This is a genomic window from Actinomyces oris (assembly GCF_006546825.1).
GTDB classification, from domain to species: Bacteria; Actinomycetota; Actinomycetes; order Actinomycetales; family Actinomycetaceae; genus Actinomyces; species Actinomyces oris.
Map to the genome: position 1 here is coordinate 469,392 of NZ_VICC01000001.1, position 21,272 is coordinate 490,663.

Here is a 21,272-nt window from a genome sequence, read left to right on the forward strand (position 1 = left end):
ACACATGAGCATCCAGTCCACCCACCGCCCCGGCCGGCCCCACCCGGCCCTCAGCCGCCGCGCCCTGCTCGCCGGAACCGCCGCCGGCGCCGTCGGCCTGAGCCTGGCCGCCTGCGGCAAGGGCAAGAAGGCCGGCTCCCAGGCCGACTCCAAGACCGTCACCGTCGTCACCCACGACTCCTTCCACGTCTCGGAGAACCTCCAGAAGGCCTTCACCTCCGAGACCGGATACACCCTCAAGATCGCCACCTCCGGGGACGCCGGCGCCCTGGTCAACAAGCTCGTCCTGACCAAGGACGCCCCCCTGGGCGACGCCGTCTTCGGCATCGACAACACCTACGCCACCCGCGCCCTCGACCAGGGTGTCATCGACACCTCCGCCACCGTCACCCTCCCCAAGGGCGCCGAGAGCTACGTCGTCGCCGACACCCCGGCCCTGGCGCCCATCGACGTCGGTGACGTCTGCCTCAACATCGACACCGGCTACTTCACCGGCAAGGGCCTGACGCCCCCGGCCACCTTCGAGGACCTCACCAAGCCCGAGTACAAGGGCCTGCTCGTGGCCATCAACCCCACGAACTCCTCGCCCGGCATGGCCTGGCTGCTGGCCACCATCGGCCACTTCGGCGCCGGCTCCTTCGCCGGCTACTGGAAGCAGCTCATGGCCAACGGCGCCCGGATCGCCGAGGACTGGAGCGCCGCCTACGAGACCGACTTCTCCGGCAGCGGCAAGGGCACCTACCCCATCGTCGTGTCCTACGCCTCCTCGCCCTCCTTCACGGTCTCCAAGGATAAGAGCTCCAGTACCACCTCCGCCCTGCTGGACACCGCCTTCCGCCAGGTCGAGTACGCCGGGGTCCTCAAGGGCGCCGCCAACCCCGAGGGAGGCAAGGCCTTCGTGACGTGGATGCTCTCCAAGGCCGTCCAGGAGGACATCCCCGGCCAGATGTACATGTACCCGGTCCTGCCCGACGCCGCCCTGCCCGAGGCCCTCACCAAGTTCGGGCCGCTGTCGAAGTCGCCGGTGAAGGTCGAGCCCAAGGAGATCACCACCCACCGCGAGGAGTGGCTGAACACCTGGACCGAGGCCGTCGGCAAGTGAGCGCGCCGGGCGAGGAGACGCCAGGGGCCGACGCCGCCGCGCGAGCCGACGGACCGGGTGCCGGCGGCCCCCGGCCCGGCTGGGGCGAGCGGGCCGGCTGGACCCTGGCCGTCGTCGGCCCGCTGGCCTTCCTGGCGGTCTTCTTCGCCTGGCCCGTGGCCACGCTCATGGGCCGCGGCCTCGCCCCCGACGGCGCCCTGGACCTCAGCGGCTTCGGCGAGGTCCTGGCCCGCGAGCGCACCTGGCGGATCCTCACCCAGACCCTCACCCAGGCGGTACTCGGCACTGCCGTGTGCGTGGCCCTCGGCATCCCCGGAGCCCTCGTCCTCTACCGGCGCGCCTTCCCCGGCCGCGACCTGCTGCGCGGGGTGGTGACCGTGCCCTTCGTGCTGCCCAGCGTCGTCGTCGGCGTCGCCTTCCACGCCCTGGTCACCCGCGGCGGGCCCCTGGAGGCCCTGGACCTGGATGGGACGCTGACCGCGGTGGTGGCCGCGCTGGCCTTCTTCAACTACGGGCTCGTGGTGCGCGCCGTGGGCACCATGTGGTCGCGGCTCGACCCGCGCGCCGTGGAGGCCGCCCGGGCGCTGGGGGCCTCGCCGATGCGGGCCTTCGCCACTGTCACTCTGCCTGCGCTGGCCCCCGCCATCGCCTCAGCCGCCTCCCTGACCTTCCTGTTCTGCGCCACCGCCTACGGGGTGGTGCTCGTGCTCGGCGGGGTGGGGATCGGCACCATCGAGACCGAGATCTACCGGCTGACCACCCAGTACCTCGATCTGCGGGGCGCCGCCGTCCTGTCGGTCGTCCAGCTCGGCGTCATCGCCCTGGCCCTGTGGGTGGCCGAGCGGGCGCGCGCCGCCACCCAGACGCGCCTGCGCCTGCGCACCGAGGTGCCCGCCGGGCGGCTGCGGGCTGCCGATGCCCCCGCGCTCGCGGTCACCGCCGCCACGGTCGGGGGGCTGCTGGTGGCGCCGATGGCGGTGCTGGTGGCGCGTTCCCTGCAGCGCGACGGCGCCTGGACGCTGGCGAACTACACCGACCTGGGATCGACCGGCGGGCGCAGCGCCCTGCTCGTGACCGTGTGGGAGGCGGCCGCCAACTCGGTGGCCGTGGCCGTAGCGGCCGCGGCCATCGCCCTGAGCCTGGGGGTGGCGGTGTGCCTGGTCGTCTCGCGCCGACCCCGCAGCCGGACGCTGGCCCGGGTCATCACCGGGCTCGACGCCGCCTTCATGCTGCCGCTGGGCGTCTCCGCCGTGACGGTCGGCTTCGGCTTCCTCATCACCCTGGCGCGCCCGCCGCTGGCCCTGACCCGCTCCTGGTGGATCCTGCCGCTGGCGCAGGCCGTCGTGGCCGTGCCGCTCGTGGTGCGCACCCTGCTGCCGGCACTGTGCGCCATCGACCCGCGTCAGCGCGAGGCGGCCGCTGCCCTGGGGGCCGGACCCGGCCGGGTGCTGGCGACCGTGGACGGGCCCCAGCTGCTGCGCGCCGGCGGACTGGCGGCCGGCTTCGCCCTGGCGACGTCGCTGGGGGAGTTCGGGGCGACGTCGTTCCTGGCCCGGCCCCAGGAGCCGACCCTGCCGGTGGTCGTCTACCGGCTCATCGGCAGCCCCGGCTCCCAGAACCAGGGGATGGCGCTGGCCGGGGGCGTCGTCCTGGCGGTGGGCAGCGCCGCCGTCATGCTCGGCTGCGAGTGGCTCCAGACCCGGCTCGGCCCCGGGCGGGGCGAAAGCGCGGGCGCGACGTCGAGGCCGGGTGGGGCGTCGGCGCCTCAGCCGGCTCCGCAGCGCGCGGTACCCGTGGACGCCGGCCAGCATGCGGCGGGCACGACGGGCGGAAACAACAAGACGGCCCGGGTACGCGGGCCCAGGACGGACGGAGGCGAGCGGCCATGAGCCCGACTGCCAGTAACACCAGTGCTTCGACGGGACTGTCCGTGCGCGGGCTCGCCGTGACCTACGGGGACCTGCGCGCCGTCGACGGCGTCGACCTGGAGGTGACCGCCGGGGAGGTCGTCGCCCTCCTGGGGGCCTCGGGATCGGGCAAGTCCTCCCTGCTGCGGGCGGTGGCCGGCCTGGAGGATGTGGCCGCCGGCGAGGTCGCCTGGGACGGGCGGAGCATGGTGCGCGTGCCGGTCCACAAGCGCGGCTTCGGCCTCATGTTCCAGGATGGTCAGCTCTTCGAGCACCGCGACGTCGGCAGCAACATCGCCTACGGGCTCACCGGCCTGCCGCGCGCCCAGCGGGGCGAGCGCGTGCGCGAGATGCTCGAGCTCGTCGGCCTGCCCGGATTCGAGCGGAGGCGCGTGACGACCCTGTCCGGCGGGCAGGCCCAGCGGGTGGCTCTGGCCCGGGCGCTTGCCCCGGCGCCGAGGCTGCTGCTGCTCGACGAGCCCCTGTCCGCCCTGGACCGGGCCCTGCGCGAGCAGCTGGCCACCGACGTGCGCACCATCCTGCGTCAGGGCGGTACGACGGCGCTCTACGTCACCCACGATCAGGACGAGGCCATGACCGTGGCCGACCGGGTCGGCGTTATGGAGGCCGGCCGCCTCCTGCGCCTGGACACCCCCCAGCGCCTGTGGGCCGACCCCGGAAGCAGCAAGGTGGCGCGGTTCCTGGGATTCGACGTCGTCGGCGACCTCGCCCTCGCCCCCGGCGCGCTGCGCGTGGTGGAGGCCGCGGCGGGGGAGCCGGGGGAGCCGGACGGGCCCGCGCAGACGGAGATACCGGCGGCACCGGAGACCCTGCCGGCCACCGTACTGGCCTCGCGGCTGCGTCGCGGCCAGTGGGAGGCCGAGGTCGAGCTCGACCCCGAGCGGCTCGCCGCCCTGGCGGAGCCGGAGGGGCCGGACGGGTTGGCAGGGCCAGACGAGGTGGCCGGGCTGGACAGGCAGGCTGAGCCGTCCGGCGTCGAGGCTGATGCGGCGGCGGATCGTGAGCCGGTCCGTGCTGCCCGTGCTACCGCCCTGACCCGGCGCCCCCACGCTCCCGGTGCGCGCGTCACCCTGTACCTCGACCCCGCCCGCACCGCCCGGCTCTAGGGTCACCGGCCGGCCGTACCTCGATGCGCCGGCCCGGGTGACCGAGACGACTTTCGCGATTCATCAGACTTCCTGCTACTGTCTGCTCGTCATCTTCCGGTGCCTCTCAGGAGAACATCATGGCCAAGCGAATGTGGAGTTGTTGCTGTCGCTGACGACAGCCCACGTCCCATTCGTTGAGCGCCTGCTCCTAACACCTGTGAGGTGCCCCCGTGCACTCGTCCGCCCAGGACACCCCTGCCTCCACCAGCCCCCTCGAGGCCGCTGACCCCGCCGATGCCGCCGTCGAAGCCGCCGACGCCGCCACTGCCGCAGACGCCGCGGCGCCCACCGCCGACCGCGCCTTTCACGAGCGCCCCGGCGGCTCCCGCCAGGTATGGCGCCGCCTGGCCGCTGACCGCTGGGCCCTGGCCGGAGGCGCCGTCGTCATCGCGACCACCCTTGTGGCCCTCCTCGCCCCCTGGATCACCCGGGCCCTCGGCGTGGACCCCTACACCTACCACCTCGACCTGCTCACGCCCTCCGGCATCCCCGCCGGTCGCCTCGGGGGCATCAGCGCCGCCCACCCCTTCGGCGTCGAGCCCCAGACGGGGCGGGACCTGTTCGCCGTCGTCGTGGAGGGAACCCGCACCTCCTTCTCCATCGGCATGGGAGCCACCGTCCTGTCGATGCTCATCGCCATCAGCCTGGGGCTGAGCGCCGGCTACCTGGGCGGCTGGTGGGACGCCATCGTCTCGCGCCTGACCGACATCACCCTCGGCTTCCCCCACCTGGTCTTCATGATCGCCATCTCCGCGATCATCCCCGCCACCGCCCCGCGCGTACCGGTCATGATCCTCATCATCGGGATCCTCGGCTGGCCCTCGACCGCACGCGTCCTGCGCTCGCGGACCATGGCCGTGCGCGCCCGAACCTTCGTGGGAGCCTCGCGGGCCATGGGCGCCGGCGGCCTGCACATCATGACCACCCAGGTCCTGCCCAACCTCGTGGCCACCATCATCGTGCTCACCACCATCTCCATCCCCGGCAAGATCACCGCCGAGGCCGCCCTGTCCTTCCTTGGGGTGGGCGTGCCCCCGCCGACACCGTCCTGGGGCCGCTCCATCGGCTCGGCCATCACCTGGGTCGCCACCGACCCCTGGTACCTCGTCTTCCCCGGCGCCGCCCTGTTCCTGGTGACCTTGGCCTTCAACCTCTTCGGCGACGGCCTGCGCGACGCCCTCGACCCCAGGACCGGTGAGCACCGATGAACCGCCTGCACTTCCTCGGCCTCAGGCTCGTCCGCACCCTGGCGACCCTCGTCATCATCGTCTTCATCACCTTCGCCATCTTCTCCCTGTGGCCCTCCGACCCGGCCACCCTGGCCTGCGGCCGGCCCTGCACCCCGGAGAACCTCGAGCGCGCCCGCGCCTTCATGGGGTACGACCTGCCCTGGTACACCCAGTTCTGGCACTACCTCCAGGGCATCATCGGGGGGCGCACCTTCGGTGAGGGCTCCGGCGCCATCGCCTGCGCCTCCCCCTGCCTGGGCTACTCCTTCCGCCTGTCGACGCCGGTCAGCGAGCTTGTGGCCACCCGACTGCCGGTGACCGCCTCGATCGCCGTGGGCGCCGCCGTCCTGTGGCTGGCCATCGGCGTGGGCGCCGGCGTCGTCTCCGCCCTCAGACGCGGCTCACGCCTGGACCGCACCATCATGACCGGAACGGTCCTGGGCATCTCCTCACCCGCCTACCTCGTAGGGCTGCTGGGCATCCTCCTGTTCGGCTTCACCCTCGACATGGTGCCGGTCTCCGGCTACGTCCCCTTCGCCGACAGCCCCGTGGACTGGGCCTGGCACCTCATCCTGCCCTGGTGCGTCCTCGCCCTCATCTCCGCGGCCGTCTACGCCCGCATGGTGCGTGGCGAGATGCTGGAGAACCTCGGCGAGGACTACGTGCGCACCGCGCGCGCCGTCGGCCTGCCCGAGCGCCGCGTCGTCGGCCGCCACGTGATGCGCAACATCTCCCTGCCGGTGGTCACCTACTTCGCCCTCGACCTGGGTGGCCTGCTGGGCGGCGCGGTCATCACCGAACGCGTCTTCTCCATGCAGGGCCTGGGCGCCCTCCTCATGGACGCCGTCGGCACCTCCGACGTCCCCGTCGTCATGGGGGTCACCCTGGTCGCCGCCGCCTTCGTCGTCGTCGCCAACCTTGTGGCCGACGCCGTCGCCACCCTCATCGACCCCCGTCTCTGAGCAGCCTCACGAAGGCCCATCCCACTTCTCCTCCGGCGCCGACGGCGTCGGGACCCCGACCGGCGACCCACCACGGGCCGACCGCAGCACAGGAAGGACACCCATGTCTCACCACCACCGCACCCTCATCGCCTCCCGCCGCGCCTTCCTGGCCGGAACCGGCATGACCGCCCTAACTGCGCTGACCCTGGCCGCCTGCGGGGCCAACTCACGCTCATCCTCGGGCGCCTCGGCCAGCGCCAAGGCCGGCGGCAACCTCACCATCCTGACCTCGGCCACCGACGTCGGCTGGGATCCCGCCAAGAGCCAGTCGATGCCCATGACCTCCCTCGGCCTGGTCCACCGGCGTCTGACCACCTGGAAGCTGGAGCCCGGCAAGCCCGTCGAGCTCGCCCCCGACTTGGCCACCGACACCGGCAAGGCCTCCGACGACGGCCGGACCTGGACCTTCACCCTCAAGAAGGGCCTCAAGCTCTCCGACGGCACGGCCATCACCTCGGCCCACATCAAGCACGGCGTCGAGCGCTCCTTCGCGCCGGCCCTCTCCGGGGGCCTGGGCTACCACAAGTCCCTCCTGGCCGGCGCCGAGGGCTACCAGGGCCCGTACTCCGGCGCCCACCTGAGCTCGATCGAGACCCCCGACGAGTCCACCATCGTCTTCCACCTGGCGCGCGCCTTCGGCGACTGGCCCTGGATCGTCGCCCAGCCGGCCTTCTCACCGGTGCCCGAGGGCGACGACCCCGCCACCTACTCCCACGCACCCATCGCCTCGGGGCCCTACCAGATCGACCAGTACAAGCAGGGCTCCTCCATCACCCTCAAGCGCAACCCGCACTGGTCCAAGGACACCGACAGCATCCGTCTGGCCCTGCCCGACACCTTCACCTTCTCGCTCGGCCAGGACGAGACCACCTCCGCTCAGCGGCTCATCGCCGACTCCGGCGAGGACCGCAACGCCTTCGGTGCCGACCGCGTCTCGGCCGCCCAGCTCGCCCAGGTCTCAGCCAACGAGAGCGCCAAGTCCCGCTTGGCCACCAGCCCCGAGGGCGGGCCGCTGGCCTTCCTGGCCATCAACGTCCAGCGCGTCAGCGATGTCAACGTGCGCAAGGCCATCGCCCACGCGGTCGACAAGGCCGCCGTCGTCGCCGCCCTGGGTGGGGAGCTCGGCGCCCAGGCCGCCTCCACCTACATCACCCCGGGGATTCCCGGCCGCCAGAGCTACGACCTCTACCCTCACGACGCCGCCAAGGCCAAGGGGCTCCTGACCGGCAAGACCGTGCCGGCCCTGGTCCTGCTCACCGACAACGGCGCCGCCTCCAAGGCGATGGCCGAGGCCGTGGGCCAGTCCCTCAAGGAGGTGGGCCTGACGGTCACCATCGAGCCGGTTGAGCCCGACACCTTCACCGAGCGCGCCACCAAGGGTGATGGCTCCACCTACGACCTGGCGATCGCCAACTGGAACCCGGACTACCCCTCCGCCAACGCCAACATCCAGCCCCTGTTCGCCTCCTCCGAGATCGGCTCGGGCGGCTCCAACTACGCCCGCTACTCCAACGCGGAGGTCGACGCCGCCATCGCCCAGGCCCAGGCCAACCTCGACGCCAAGGCCGCGCAGGCCCAGTGGGCGGCCCTGGACCGCAAGATCGCCGAGGAGGTGCCCGTGGTGCCCCTGGCCTACCGGCGCAACTCCTTCCTGCACGGCTCGGGAGTGGCCGGGTTCTTCGTCGAGTCCTACCCCGCCTACCCCAGCTACCAGGTGATCGGAGTGAGCGCCTCATGAGCCGGCAGACCCAGGGCGCCCGCGCGCAGTCCACTGACGTACCGGTCGCCGACGACGCGGCGCTGAGCCTGCGCGGCTTCGGCGTCACCTTCGCCGGCTCCGATACTCCCGCCTCCACCGGCATCGACCTGGACCTTCGGCCCGGACGCGTCCAGGCCCTCGTGGGAGAGTCCGGCTCCGGGAAGTCGGTGACCGCCCTGGGCGCCCTGGGTCTGCTCCCTCCCACCGCCACCGTCACCGGCTCGGCGCGCGTCATCGACCCCGACGCGGCCCGCCAGGCCGGCCGGGACGGCGGAGAGTCCGGAACCGCGGACGCCGTCGAGCTCGTGGGGGCCTCGCGCCCGGTGCTCGACGACGTGCGTGGACGCCTCGTCGGCACGATCTTCCAGGAGCCGACCACGGCCCTGGACCCGCTGGAGACCATCGCCTTCCAGATCGGGGAGGCCGTGCGCGCCCACCCCGACGCCTTCCGGCGGGCCCACGCGAGCGCCGGATCGGATGCCGGCTCCCAGGCCGGTGGCGGGGGCCGACGGCGACCCGGCCGACCCGGCCTACCCGGCCGGTCGGGCCGGTCAGGCCGGCTCAGCCGCGCCGAGGTCGACGCCAGGGTGCGTGAGCTGCTCGCCCGAGTGGGGCTGGGCGGCCGCAGTACGGGCGGGAAGGACAGCGCGGACGATGCCGACGGTGCTGACCGTGCCGATGGTGAAGTGCTCGAGCGCATCGCCCGCTCCTACCCCCACCAGCTCTCCGGCGGCCAGCTGCAGCGCGCCTGCATCGCCCTGGCCATGGCCTGCGACCCACCGGTCCTCATCGCCGACGAGCCCACCACCGCGCTCGACGTCACCGTCCAGGCGGGGATCCTCGACCTGTTGCGCTCCCTGACCCGGGACGAGGGCGTGGCGGTCCTCCTCATCACCCACGACATGGCCGTCGTCGCTGATGTGGCCGACGACGTCGCCGTCATGCGCCACGGACGCATCGTCGAGCGCGCAGCCGTGCGCGAGATCTTCCAGAGGCCCAGGCACGAGTACACCCGCGAGCTGCTCGCCGCCGTGCCCCGCCTGGACTCCCTGCGCCAGGAGGACCCCTTCGCCGCGGTCGCCCGCGAGTCCGAGGCACCGGCCAAGGGAGCGGCCGAGCCCGTCGTCGCCGTTGAGGGACTGAACGTCGTGTACCGCAACGGTCGCCGCACGGTCCACGCCGTGCACGACGCCTCTCTGACGATCGCGCCGGGCGAGGTCCTGGGCCTGGTGGGCGAGTCCGGATCGGGCAAGTCGACCATCGCCGGGACCCTCACGGGGCTGGTGCCCATCGCCTCGGGCAGTGTGCGTGTCGACGGCGTCGAGGTGGCCGGGGCCCGGCGCCGCGACCTGCTGCCCGTGCGCCGCTCGACGGGCGTCGTCTACCAGAATCCGGCCTCCTCCCTCAATCCGCGGCGCACCGTGGGGGCCTCGATCGCCGAGCCCATGCTCATCCACGGCGGCTTCGACTCCCCGGCCAGGCGGGCGCGCGTGCGCGAGCTGCTGGAGGCGGTGCGCCTGCCGGCCGCCATGGCCGAGCGCTACCCCCACGAGATGAGCGGTGGCCAGCGCCAGCGGGTGGCGATCGCCCGCGCCCTGGCCCTGGACCCGCGCCTGGTCATCGCCGACGAGCCCACCAGCGCCCTGGACGTCTCCGTGCAGGCCGTGGTCCTGGACCTGCTGCGAGCCCTGCAGGCTGAGCTGGGGTTCGCCTGCCTGTTCGTCTCCCACGACCTGGCCGTCGTCGATTCCATTGCCGCGCGCACGGTGGTGCTCAGCGCAGGCCGCGTCGTGGAGTCCGGACCCACGGAGCAGGTGCTCGCCCGCCCACGCGAGGACTACACCCGGCGCCTGGTCATGGCGGTGCCCGTGCCCGATCCGGCCGTGCAGGCCGCCCGCCGCGAGCGCCGTCGAGCCCTCAAGGCCGTGGAGGGCGTGCACGCGTAGCCGCCGCCGGCCCCACTGCCGGCCCCGCTGCCGGCCCCGCCGTCGCGTTCGTGCCTTATGCCGCGAGATCGAGGGTTAAGGGCACGACCTCGCGACCTACCCTACGATCGCGCGGGGACAGCGGCTCCTGGGACGAGTGGTGTCCGATCGTGTCGCAGTGCCGTTGTAATCTGCGCTCGTCGGCCGGAGCAATCCGCATCCCCTGCCCGCATCGGCCGTCCACCGGCGGTCATCGGCGTCCCCATCGACAGGCCTGCGGTGCGCGGGGCGCTCGGGTCGGCCCAACTGATTCGGGTGAGCGGGTCGACGCACATCCCTACACCACCCATGAACCGCATGAACTCCATGACCTCTGACAATCTGCCCGTTTCCAAGGCGCCCACACCGGTCCAAAACTGGCAGAAGAGTCTGCTCGACCTCTCGCTGCGCAACCCTCTCATCAATCGCACCTCGCGCCATGCCGTGGAGCTGCGCGTCCCGCTGGCGCTCATCGGCGAGTTCGAGGATCTTGTTAATGACAAGGAATACATCACCCTCGCCGCGGGGCGATACCGGCCTGCGGAGCCGTCCGGTGAGGACCTTCGCCAGGAGGAGATCCGCGCGGACTCGCTCCTGAAGGAACGAACCGTCGAGGTCGAGCTGACCGCCACCGAGCGCGTGCAACGCCTCCAGGCCCTGGCGACCAGCGCCCGCACCGCCGTTGAGGAGACGGGCGCCAACAACCTCTACCTGGCCATCGGCACCCTCCATTGGGACAGCGACAGCAGCCGCCTGCACTCCCCGCTTATCCTCATCCCGGTCAACCTCGAGCGCACCGGGGACGACTTCAGGCTCATCCTGGACGAGACGGGCGTCTCCACGCCCAACTACTCCTTCCTCGACCGCTTCGCGCGGGATACCGGCATCGAGCTCACCGAGCTGAGGAGCCCGAAGCTCGACGAGCACGGCATCGACCTGCGGGCCACTCTCGACGGCGTGTGCGATCGCCTGCGGCGCGCCGGCTGGGACGACGTCGTCACCCCCACGGTCCACCTGGGACTGTTCCGCTTCTCCACCTACCGCATGTGGAAGGACCTCGAGGACCACTGGCCGACGATCGCCGCCAACCCACTCGTCGCCCACCTCATGTCGGGAGGGCGCCAGGACTTCGTGGACCCGGTCGGCCCGGCCGATAGGGACCTCGACATCAACGAGGCGACCCAGAACCTGCCCCTGGCCGCGGACTCCACGCAGGCCCGGATCGTGGCCGACGCCGTCGCCGGGCGTAGCCTCGTCGTCGAGGGACCGCCCGGAACGGGCAAGTCCCAGACCGTCTCCAACCTCATCTTCCGGGCTCTGGCTACGGGGCGGACCATCATGTTCGTCGCCGAAAAGAAGTCCGCTCTCGACGTCGTCGCCCGCCGCCTGCGCGAGGAGGCCGGCATCGGGGCCCTGCTGCTCAACCTGCACGACAACGGCATGAAACCGACCGAGGTCCGCCGAGCCCTGCGCCGCGCCCTGGCCCTGCGGCGAGGAGAGTGCGGAGACGGTGCCGGTTCCGACGTCGATGCCGGCGATGTGGCCGGCCACTCCGACCCGGCTGTGCTGCGCGCCGAGCTGGCCAGGATCCGCGCTGAGTTCGACACCTACCGCGAAGGCCTGTACAAGCCGGCGCCGGATGGCCCGTCCTATAGCGGAGTCCGAGAGGTACTTGCCCAGCTCGGGAACTCTGAGGATTCTGCCGATTCTGTGGCTGCCCAGGCCGCCCTGAAGGAGCGGGCCCGAGCCACCGGCCTGGACACCTTCGACGCCGACGCCCACAACCGGCTCATCGAGCGCTACCGCAGCACCCTCGAAGAGCTGCGGGCAGCACTGACACCCGAGTTGCTCGACGTCGTCCTGACCCACCGCGACCAGGTCCTGCAGGACGCCCCCGCCCGCGCCGAGGCGCTGCGCAGCGAGCTCAACCGCCGTCGCAGCGCCATGAGCGTGCGCGAGCTGATCCGCACCTACGGCGACCTCATCACCGCCCTGACGCCCTGCCTGCTCGTCTCGCCCGACTCGGTGGCGCGATTCTTCCCGGCAGACCGCCGCTACGTGGACATCGTCGTCTTCGACGAGGCCTCCCAGATTCGGGTGGCTGATGCCGTGGGCGCCATGGGGCGCGGCCGTAGCGCGGTCGTGGTCGGCGACCCCAAGCAGATGCCGCCCGCTCCCGGAGCCGGCGACATCAGAGGGGAGCAGGCGCCTGAGGCCAGCTCCATCCTCACCCGCTGCCTGGACGGCGGCCTGACCCAGCACCGGCTCACCTGGCACTACCGCAGCCGGGACGAGTCCCTTGTCGCCTTCTCCAACCGCCACTACTACGACGGCCGGCTGCTCACCTTCCCGAGCCCGCTGACGATTGTCCCCGGATCCGACGCCGCCCCCGGCGGCCACGGCATCTCGCTGCGGCGGGTCCGCGGCCGCTATTTCCGTCCCGAGGATCGCGCCCGTCACCCCCACGTCCAGCCGAACACCAACCCCCTTGAGGCCAAACGCGTGGTGGAGGAGGTGCTCCGGCACGTCGAGGCCTGCCCCGACCGCCTGCCCTCGCTGGGCGTCATCACCTTCAACGATCGCCAGCGCGACCTCATCGAGAACAGCCTGCGCGAGGTCGCCTCGCCCCGGGTCATCGAGGCGCTCGACGCTCGTGACGGCCTGTTCGTCAGGAACCTGGAGAACGTCCAGGGCGAGGAGCGCGACACGATTCTGTTCTCAGCGACCTTTGCCGCTAACGCGCAGGGCGACCTGCCACTGAACTTCGGGGTTCTCAACCATGCCGGCGGCGAGCGCCGCCTCAACGTGGCTATCACCCGGGCCCGCAGGCAGATCATCGTCTTCACCAGCTTCGACGCCCAGGACCTGCACGCTGAGCGCACGGCCCACCGAGGAGTCAAGGACCTGCGCGCCTACCTCCACCAGGCCGCCGAGGGGCGGGCCCCACGGGCCCTGCCAGCCTCGCAGAGCCCGCTCAACTGGCACCGCCGCGAGATCGCCGAGGCGCTGGAGGCGGCCGGGCTCACGGTCCACACCGGCGTCGGCCACTCCACCTTCGAGATCGACCTCGTCCTGGCGCGCGCCGACCAGCCGGACCGCCCCGCCGTGGCCGTCTTACTCGACGGGCCGCAGTGGAACAAGCGGGAGGGTGTCGTCGAACGCGACCTGCTCCCGGTCGATGTCCTGCGCACCATGGGCTGGCAGCGGGTCGAGCGGGTCTGGATGCCCGAGTGGCTGGCGGACCGGCAGGCCGTCGTCGCCCGGCTTATCGAGGCGGCCGGCGGTCACTGGGTGCCGTCGACGCCGTTGACCGCGGTGTTCGAATCGGAGCGGACCGGGCAGACCGAGGACGCCGCGCCGCTGACCGACGACGGTGTGCAGGCCGATGCCCGGGACGGCGCCGATGTGGGCGGCGAAGCGATGGCGCCTGCCTCCGGCCCGCGGACCTCGGGTGAGGAGTACACCGCTTGGAGCCCGGCAGGTGTGCGCCCCCTGGAGATCCTCGACCGGGCCGGTACCGACGCGGAGGCCAGGAAGGTGCTCATCGAGGTCGCTACCACCATCTGCCAGGTCGAGGCCCCGATCGCCAGGCGCCGGCTCTACGTCAAGATCTCCCGCGCCTTTGGGCTCTCGCGAACCGTCAAGTCCCGCGAGGAGTCGATCAGGGCGGCTCTGGGGGAGGCCTTCGCCTACTTCGACGAGGACGGCTTCGTGTGGGCCAGCCGGGATGACGCGCTCGCGGCCCCGTCCTATCGACGCAACGCCCTGGACCACGTGGACTCCATCGAGGAGATCCATCCCCGCGAGCTGATGGGGCTCATGGCCCAGGCATGTGCGAAGAACCCGGAGTGGGCTTCCCAGGAAGACCTGTTCAGGTGGGCGCTCAAGCGTCTGAGTGCGAAAAACCGCAGTCTTGGAGCGCGTGGGGTGGCGGAGGCTCTCACCAAGGCCCTCAAGGCCGTGGAGGGCGTGCGCGCGTAGCCGCCGCCGGCCCCCGCCGTCGCGTTCGTACCTTGTGCCTCGGGATCGAGGGTTAAGGGCACGATCTCGCGACCTACCCTACGATCGCGCGGTTAAACGCCGTTGGGCCACCTGCCGATCACGGAAAGGTCTCGCCGCGCGTCCCAGCAGGGCGGATTGCGCCCGCAGTGACGCCGTGATCCTTGTCACTTGCTGGCGTTTCCCGGCTCGCCCCGGCACGGCCTCCACCAGGACTTTTCTCCTGTGTGGCGCCGCCGTTGTGGGCGGGCGAGAAGCCATAGCGTCGGAGGAATGGCAAGGGGGAGTCCTGCCCGGATGTCGAGCCTGGCGATGCCAAAAGATCACGAACAGGTCGCAGTTGAAGTCTCCAGTTGAGTAGCATCCACAGTGCTGGCAGCCGTGGGCGCCTCTGCGCTGGGCTCGTGCGTCGGCGTTGTCGCCGGCCCCGGGGTCGCGTGTCTCCCTCCTCGGCAATCGGCGCCTTCCTCAGTGATAATCCCGATCCTCCACCGCAAGGAGCCTGACATGTCCGCCTACGTCCGCTACTACCGGCGGCTTCAGGCACTCACTCAGCGCCTGAGCACCTATCTGGACCGGTTGGAGGCTCGCGCCCGGGAGTTCGGCGTCAGCTCGGCCCGCACCGCGATGGAGATGCAGATCACTGACCCGGCCTCCGTCTCAGCCTTCCGCTCGGAGGTCGAGGCCCAGATCATGTTCCTGCACACCAAGGCCCAGCGGGTCTTCGCCAAGCACTTCGCCCCCTTCCTGGACATCGACGCCGACCTGTCCATCGACGAGGACCGTCAGCTCTCCGCCCGCCTCCAGGACGCGGCCAACCTCGTGGGCAGCTTCGAGGTGCGCCTGCGCAACATCATCGAGGAGGTCTTCGCCCCCGGCCGTGCCGAGCAGGCCCGCGAGGAGTGGAACCGCGCCATGACCGACTGGCGCCAGGCCCAGTTCTCCTTCACCTGCGACAAGTGCGGCGACCCGGTGCCGCTGCCCGAGCTCTACCACATGCCGGTGTTCATCACCTGCCCGCGCTGCAAGTCGCGCGTGGCCTTCCAGCCCACCGAGGCCATGGCGGCCGCGCCCACCTGGGCCAAGGAGGTCGCCAAGACCACCTGCTACGCCGAGTGGCAGAAGTCCGAGTCGGAGCAGGCCGCCGAGGAGGGGGTGGGCCTGGCCTTCTTCTACTACGTCGACTACGCCATCGCCCACCACCTCATGATGAACCGGCTGCTGCCCTTCTACGTGCGCTCCCAGGGCGGCCAGGAGGCCCTGCGCCGCGACGTGCGCAAGGCGCTGGAGACCCGCACCCACCAGCTGCGCCCCGACGAGGTCTCCCCCCAGTACCACGCCATGGAGTACGTCAACTTCATGGGCGGCCTGGGCCGCTCGGCCCAGATCCTGGGCCAGGAGGGCCTCGAGGACCGCCGCGAGCTCATCCTGCAGACGGTGCGCGACATCATGCGCCCCGACGACCCGCTGGCCCGCTCCATCCTGGACAACACCTTCACCGAGGAGCTGTGGAGCCAGCAGGCCCATGCCGCCGACCAGCTCTCCTGCGAGGTGCCCCGCTAGCGTTCCCACCCGCCGTCCGCCCGGCCTGGCACGCAGGCGGCGCGCAGACGGCTTGAGCCCGACGGCGCATCGCGCGACTCCTTCGTCGTCCCGTCGGCCTGTCAGCTCTTCGTCCCCCGGGCGGCCCGACGCCGCTCGGAACCGTTCCCGAAAGGACCACCATGGTCGGCTTCCGCAAGAAGTCCCAAGACAGCGCCTCCTTCTCCCGGTCATCCGGTGTCAAGGCGGACGGGAGAGCGGGGGCCGCCTCCTCGGGTGCTGCTCAGCGCTCCCGCACCGGGCGCACCGAGCCCACCGCGCGCGCAGGCAAAGGGCGACGTAGCCCGGCCGCCGGCCGCCGCGGATACAAGGCCTCCGAGCAGATGGACTCGCGCTGCCTGACCCTGGCCGAGTCGGCCTCCGGCGTCCTGGGGCGATCCCTGGACCAGGCGCTGGCACGACTCCCGGAGGGGCCTGGTGCCCCCGCCGCCTCTCGGGGCCCCGCCGGACCGGCGGGCGCAGCGGGCCCGGCTACCGGGAACCGCTCCGACGCCGTCGGCGCCCCGCGCTCGACTAGGGGTCGGGGGGCTTCAGCGGGTAGCGTGCGCAGCACACAGGCCGGCGCCGGCCAGGTCGACACGGTCGCGGACATCGCCTCCGACATCGAGTTCTGACGGCCCGCCCTGCGCCTGAACCGGCCCCGAGCCGGCTCACCAGCTGCGCGCCGCACCCCCAAGCGGCGCCATCCGCACCGAATCCGCATCACATCCCGTACCGGGTAGGAGGCGAGGGATCCCATGAGCGCCCAACCGGCTCTGACCTTAGAGCGGGTCGAGACCTGGTTGTCCCGGCACGACATCACCGCCGGCCCCGAGGAGGACGGCGCCGTCTTCATGGGCTTCCCGGGCTGCGACATCGGCGTCTACCTGCATGATGAGGAGGACGCCCTCGTCGTGGCCGGCATGTGGCGCGGGCGCCCGGCGGCCGCGCGCCTCGACGAGATGCGCGCCTTCATCGATACCCAGCACCGCTCCACCTACGGCCCGGACCTGGCCGTCACCCCCGCCCACGACCCCGGCCACCTCCTGCTGAGCACCCAGATGGTGGCCTATGTCGGAGCGGGCATGAGCCAGGCCCAGCTCGACGCCTTCATGGACATGGGCCTGGGCATGACCCGCGCCTTCTTCTCCACGGTGGAGGAGCGCTTCCCCGAGCTCGTCACCTGGGAGGAGGACTGATGGCCTGGTGGAATCAGCCGGAGGGGTCGGTGACCCCGACTGTGACCCTCAGGCGGCTCGCCGCCTGGCTGGCCGTGCGCGGCCACCGCTACGACCTCGATCTGTCCGAGGGGGTGGTGCACTTCTCGGTGGCCGGATTCGACTACGTGCTCATGGTGGTGGACCGCCGGATCCTCGCCGTGCGCGCCCACCACCGGCTCGCCGCCACCCGGCCGGGCTCCGCGGAGCTCTCCCGGGTGCGCGCCGTGGCCCAGGAGGTCTCCAGCGGCCGGCTCATCCCCGCCTTCTACACCGAGGTCGACGACGCCGGCCTGAGCCTGTGCGCCGAGGTCCTCACCAACATCGGGGCCGGGCTCGACGACGCCCAGCTGGCCGGCACCCTGGACTTCATCCTCGACGGCGTCGATCAGGCCCTGCGCGAGGTCCTCGGCCTTCTGGCCGCCCAGGACGCCGCTGCCGACAGGCGGCCCGACGTCGGGCCGGAGGCCGAGAGCGCGCCCCGGGCTGAGAGCGGGCCGGAGACCGTCGGTGAGATCGCCACTGAGGGAGAGGGTGGCGGGGCGACCGTGATCGCCCTGCCCGAGGCACCCCGGCCCGACCGGGCCGCCGGGACCGTCGGTACCGCCGACACTGCTGAGGTCGCGGGAGGCGAGTCCACCCGGGACAGCGCGCAGACTCCTGTGGCGGCGACGACGCGGAGCGCGGCTGCCGGTACGGCTGCGGGCCGGGCCGATGCGACGGTGGAGATGGCCGCCGTCGTCGACGGGCCGGTCCCCGCAGCCCCGGGTGATGCTGAGGGCGGAACCGGGGCTGAGACAACCGACACCCCCAAGCCCCTGCTGGTGTCCTAGCGCGCGTCGGCCTCGCAGACCCGGAGCGGCGACATCCGTTGGAAATACTGGAGTGGCGGGAGTCGGCGTCGGGGAGCCCGGTCCTGGAGCCGGCCGGGGCGGGCGGTGGCTCCCGACCCCGACATGCCCCGCGGCCGAGTTGCCGCTGGCCGTTGCAGTAGCGGATTCTATAACTGTTCGGTAACACTGGACGTCGGACAACCGCCCTCTGGACGAAAGGAGCCCGAGATGCCCATGCCGCCGTTCACCGGTGAGCGGTGCGGGACGACGCTCCACCCACGGCGTCCCTGGGGTCGGCGGAGCGCATTCCGTGCGTTCTTGCAGCACACGGTGGAAGCCTTCGCCTCATGACGGTGCAACGTCAGGCTCCGCCCGGAAGGACAGACTCCATGACCACACGCGAAGACATCCTCGAGCGTCTGGCCTACGCCGATGCCCTCGGCCACGGCCCCCAGACCTCGGCCCTCATCGCGGAGGCCGTCAGCTGGGCGGACGCACTGGGCGACGAGGACCTGCGGATCGCCACCCGGCTGGCCCTGACCGAGGCCTACCAGCAGGGCAACGAGGCGTGGAAGGCGCTGGCACCCTTCTCGTGGAACCTCGGCCGCTACCAGCGCCGCCCCGAGGCCTTCGACGACGCCCAGGTGCGCACCCTGCACTGGCACTTCAAGTGGGCGGTGGCCGTGGCGGGCGCCAACCCCCGGGTCTCCAAGGACAAGGTGCGCCAGCTCGAGGCCAGTCTTGAGGAGTTCTACCGCTCCGGGGGTGCCTCCATGCACGTCGTCCACGGTGAGCGCGCCTCGGTCGCCGGCCTGCTGGGGCTCGAGGAGGAGGCCGCCGAGGAGCTGGCCGCCTGGCGGGCCACCCACCGCGACGAGAACGCCGACTGCGAGGGCTGTGACCCCATGCGTCAGGTTGCCTTCGCCTACCGCACCGAGGCCTGGGAGCTGGCCGTGGCCACCGCCGTGCCCGTGCTGACCGGCGCTGTCAGCTGCTCCGTGCAGCCCCAGACCACGCAGTCCCTCGTGCTACTGCCCCTGCTGGCCTCCGGCCGGCCCCGGGCGGCCTGGGAGGCGCACCTGCGCTCCTACCGGGAGATCCGCCGCAACCCCAAGGCCCTCATCTCCCTGGCCTACCACCTGGAGTACCTGGCCCTCGTGGGGCGGGTGGACCGGGGCCTGGAGCTCCTGCGCCGCCACCTGTCCTGGCTGGCCCAGGCCGAGTCCGCCTACGTGCTGCTGTCGGCCCTGCGCGGCATGAGCCTGGTGCTGCGCGAGGCCGAGCGGGCCGGCCGCGGCGAGGAGGCCCTCGGCGTCGAGGTCCCGGCCGCCGACCTGTGGTACCCGCTGCCGGGACTGGATGCCTCCACCACCATCTCGCGCGTCTACGCCGAGATGACCGGCTGGGCGCGGCGCCTGGCCCAGCAGTTCGACACGCGCAACGGCAACTCCACCATCTCCGACCACCTGGAGCGCTCCCTGGCCCGGGCCGCCTTCGACGCCGCCCCCGGCGCGGTCCACGGGCTGGGCGTGGAGGTCGACCTCCTGGAGCCCTCCGAGGAGCTGCCCGAGGCGGCCCAGACGAGCCTGACCGTGGACGAGGACGGCGCCGCACCCGACGTCGCCTCCCTCCTGGGCCTCGTGGCCGACGACGACGGCCTGGTCCAGGAGCACGCGCCCCGCGCGACGTCGTCGAGCCGGGAGGCGGCTGGCAGACGCGCCCGCGCCGCCACCAGCCACCAGAGCGGCGATGCACCCTTCCCCCTGGTGGACCTCGTGCGGCCCCGGCCGGTGCGCAACGGCGAGGAGGCGGTGCGCCGCTACGTCGACCACCGCCGCACCATCGGCTCCTCGACGATGGACTACTGGTACGTCGTCGACCAGGTGGCCACGCGCGACCTGCTGCCCCCGATCGGTGAGGAGATTCCGGGACTGGAGTACCACACGGGACTGCTGCGGGCCGCCGCCCTGACCTGCCGCACCGAGATGGATGAGGCCATCGCCGAGCGCCTGCGGATCCGCCCCCTCATCGAGCTGGCCTTCGGGCCGCTGGGCGCCTACTACGTGGACCTGCTCAACCTCGACAACGAGATCACCGCCGACTCCATCGCCGAGTTATCCCAGGACGCCGTGCGCGATGAGCGCCTGCAGCGGGCCACCTCGCTCATCGGGCAGATCGAGGCTCAGGTCGAGGACCTGGTGTCCACCGAGCTGCTCGACCCCGGGGGCACCGACTCCCTCGTCCTGGCCGCCGACGCCCTGCTCGTGGGGGCCTCGGTCCTCACCGACCTGCATGCCAAGGACGAGGCGCTCGGGGCGATCCAGGTCGTCGCCCGCGCCGCTGAGGCCGTCCCCGAGGACCGCCATGCCGAGCGGATGGAGGACATTCTCGACATGGCGCGCGCCGAGGTCCTGGCCGAGTGCGGCGACGTCTACAACGGCTGCCTGCTGGCCGAGGAGGTCATGCGCCGCCACGAGAAGGTCTCCCCGGTCCTGGCCGCCCGCGGTCGGCGCCTGCTGGGCATCTCCTCGATGGAGGTGGGCCAGTTCGACGAGGCCATCGCCCAGTTCCGCGAGCAGGCCAACATCATGCTGGCCGCCGGCATCACCCTCTACGCCGTGGCCTCCCTGCTGTCCCTGGGCTCGGCGCTGGAGTCCTCCGAGCGCTACCTGGAGAGCGCCGAGGTCCTGGAGTCCGCGCTGTCCCTGGCCCAGCGCACCGGGGCCAAGAGCGTCGCCCTCTACCTGCACCGGCTCCTGGCCCAGACCGGCATGGCCATGGGTGAGGAGGAGAGCGTCGCCGAGCACTCGCTGGCCGCCGCCCGCATCCTGCAGGAGCAGGGGCGCCGGGCGCTGGCGGGGGAGTACCTCTCGCACGCGGCGATGGCCGCCTCCAACCTCAAGGACAATGTGGGCGCCGCCGCCCTGTTCCGTCAGGCCGCCGACCTGGAGGACACCCGCACCGACCAGGGCTGCCTGGACCGGGGGCGGGCGCTGCGCCGCTCGGCGCGGGCGCTGGTGGATGACCTCACCCTGCCTATGGCCCGGGGACGGCTCGACGAGGCCCGCCAGATCATGGAGGAGGCCCGTCAGGCCTTCGCCGGCGTGGCCGACACCGAGGGCTACTCCTCGGCCTGGGAGATCGGCGACTGGCACGACGACATGGCCTGGATCCTGTGGCGTACCGGCCAGAACTGGCAGGCCGTCCAGCACTGCGAATCCGCATACGACGGCTACATGGACACCGAGGACCGCGACTCGGCGTCGCGTGCCCTGTGCATGCTGGCCCGCCTGCACGCCGAGCGCGGCGAGCGCGATGAGGCCCTGGCCGCCTGCGCCCGTGTGCGCGACCTGCTGGGCGAGCCGCACTGGGACGGTCACGACGCCCTGGAGTTCGTGGCCTCCGTGGAGGAGACGCTGCGCTGACGTGAGGCGCGGGCTCTGCCGCTGTTGCCTGCGGCCGGGGACATTCGACGCGGCCGGGTGCGTGTCGTTCCGGGCGGGGGCGT

Annotated in this window: 13 protein-coding genes; all 13 read left to right on the forward strand. The window is 72.1% G+C overall.

From position 1 onward, the window contains the following. The first annotated feature begins 4 nt into the window (after nucleotides 1–4). Nucleotides 5–1,102: a thiamine ABC transporter substrate-binding protein gene (locus FK267_RS01985; RefSeq protein ID WP_075375411.1), complete on the forward strand. Its 1,098-nt coding sequence runs from the start codon at nucleotides 5–7 to the stop codon at nucleotides 1,100–1,102. After that, on the forward strand, nucleotides 1,099–2,991 hold the full coding sequence (locus tag FK267_RS01990) for an ABC transporter permease (RefSeq protein ID WP_141406045.1): 1,893 nt from the start codon (nucleotides 1,099–1,101) through the stop codon (nucleotides 2,989–2,991). Before FK267_RS01985 ends, FK267_RS01990 begins: the two co-directional genes overlap by 4 nt. Further along, entirely contained in the window at nucleotides 2,988–4,136 is a 1,149-nt protein-coding gene (locus FK267_RS01995; protein ID WP_141406047.1) for an ABC transporter ATP-binding protein, read from the forward strand. Before FK267_RS01990 ends, FK267_RS01995 begins: the two co-directional genes overlap by 4 nt. A 212-nt stretch (nucleotides 4,137–4,348) precedes the next feature. Beyond that, complete coding sequence (locus FK267_RS02000) at nucleotides 4,349–5,386, forward strand: ABC transporter permease (RefSeq protein WP_141406049.1); 1,038 nt, start codon at nucleotides 4,349–4,351, stop codon at nucleotides 5,384–5,386. Continuing rightward, a complete protein-coding gene (locus FK267_RS02005) occupies nucleotides 5,383–6,369 on the forward strand; it encodes an ABC transporter permease (protein WP_141406051.1) in 987 nt (328 codons plus the stop codon). Before FK267_RS02000 ends, FK267_RS02005 begins: the two co-directional genes overlap by 4 nt. Nucleotides 6,370–6,472: 103 nt before the next feature. Next, nucleotides 6,473–8,149, forward strand: coding sequence for an ABC transporter substrate-binding protein (locus FK267_RS02010; RefSeq protein ID WP_141406053.1), 1,677 nt, complete (start codon nucleotides 6,473–6,475; stop codon nucleotides 8,147–8,149). Continuing rightward, a complete protein-coding gene (locus tag FK267_RS02015) occupies nucleotides 8,146–10,116 on the forward strand; it encodes an ATP-binding cassette domain-containing protein (protein ID WP_075378939.1) in 1,971 nt (656 codons plus the stop codon). The genes FK267_RS02010 and FK267_RS02015 overlap by 4 nt, the downstream gene beginning before the upstream one ends. A gap of 345 nt (nucleotides 10,117–10,461) precedes the next feature. Then, nucleotides 10,462–14,115 carry a DUF4011 domain-containing protein gene (locus tag FK267_RS02020; RefSeq protein WP_232622481.1) on the forward strand — a complete coding sequence of 1,218 codons (3,654 nt, stop codon included), beginning with the start codon at nucleotides 10,462–10,464 and terminating at the stop codon, nucleotides 14,113–14,115. A gap of 525 nt (nucleotides 14,116–14,640) precedes the next feature. Continuing rightward, a complete protein-coding gene (locus FK267_RS02025) occupies nucleotides 14,641–15,696 on the forward strand; it encodes a hypothetical protein (protein ID WP_040322109.1) in 1,056 nt (351 codons plus the stop codon). Nucleotides 15,697–15,857: 161 nt separating this feature from the next. After that, nucleotides 15,858–16,349: a hypothetical protein gene (locus FK267_RS02030; protein ID WP_141406054.1), complete on the forward strand. Its 492-nt coding sequence runs from the start codon at nucleotides 15,858–15,860 to the stop codon at nucleotides 16,347–16,349. 123 nt (nucleotides 16,350–16,472) lie between these two features. Beyond that, nucleotides 16,473–16,913, forward strand: a complete 441-nt coding sequence (locus FK267_RS02035; protein WP_141406055.1) for a YbjN domain-containing protein — start codon at nucleotides 16,473–16,475, stop codon at nucleotides 16,911–16,913. Then, entirely contained in the window at nucleotides 16,913–17,764 is an 852-nt protein-coding gene (locus tag FK267_RS02040; RefSeq protein WP_101587623.1) for a hypothetical protein, read from the forward strand. Before FK267_RS02035 ends, FK267_RS02040 begins: the two co-directional genes overlap by 1 nt. A 389-nt stretch (nucleotides 17,765–18,153) precedes the next feature. Continuing rightward, nucleotides 18,154–21,189, forward strand: coding sequence for a hypothetical protein (locus tag FK267_RS02045; RefSeq protein WP_141406057.1), 3,036 nt, complete (start codon nucleotides 18,154–18,156; stop codon nucleotides 21,187–21,189). Nucleotides 21,190–21,272: the final 83 nt, after the last annotated feature.

Coding starts and splice junctions, on each gene's coding strand:
- FK267_RS02010 (WP_141406053.1), top strand. CDS start 6,473: ATGTCTCACCACCACCGCACCCTCATCGCCTCCCGCCGCGCCTTCCTG.
- FK267_RS02035 (WP_141406055.1), top strand. CDS start 16,473: ATGAGCGCCCAACCGGCTCTGACCTTAGAGCGGGTCGAGACCTGGTTG.
- FK267_RS02040 (WP_101587623.1), top strand. CDS start 16,913: ATGGCCTGGTGGAATCAGCCGGAGGGGTCGGTGACCCCGACTGTGACC.
- FK267_RS02025 (WP_040322109.1), top strand. CDS start 14,641: ATGTCCGCCTACGTCCGCTACTACCGGCGGCTTCAGGCACTCACTCAG.
- FK267_RS02005 (WP_141406051.1), top strand. CDS start 5,383: ATGAACCGCCTGCACTTCCTCGGCCTCAGGCTCGTCCGCACCCTGGCG.
- FK267_RS02015 (WP_075378939.1), top strand. CDS start 8,146: ATGAGCCGGCAGACCCAGGGCGCCCGCGCGCAGTCCACTGACGTACCG.
- FK267_RS02020 (WP_232622481.1), top strand. CDS start 10,462: ATGACCTCTGACAATCTGCCCGTTTCCAAGGCGCCCACACCGGTCCAA.
- FK267_RS01985 (WP_075375411.1), top strand. CDS start 5: ATGAGCATCCAGTCCACCCACCGCCCCGGCCGGCCCCACCCGGCCCTC.
- FK267_RS02045 (WP_141406057.1), top strand. CDS start 18,154: ATGACCACACGCGAAGACATCCTCGAGCGTCTGGCCTACGCCGATGCC.
- FK267_RS01995 (WP_141406047.1), top strand. CDS start 2,988: ATGAGCCCGACTGCCAGTAACACCAGTGCTTCGACGGGACTGTCCGTG.
- FK267_RS02030 (WP_141406054.1), top strand. CDS start 15,858: ATGGTCGGCTTCCGCAAGAAGTCCCAAGACAGCGCCTCCTTCTCCCGG.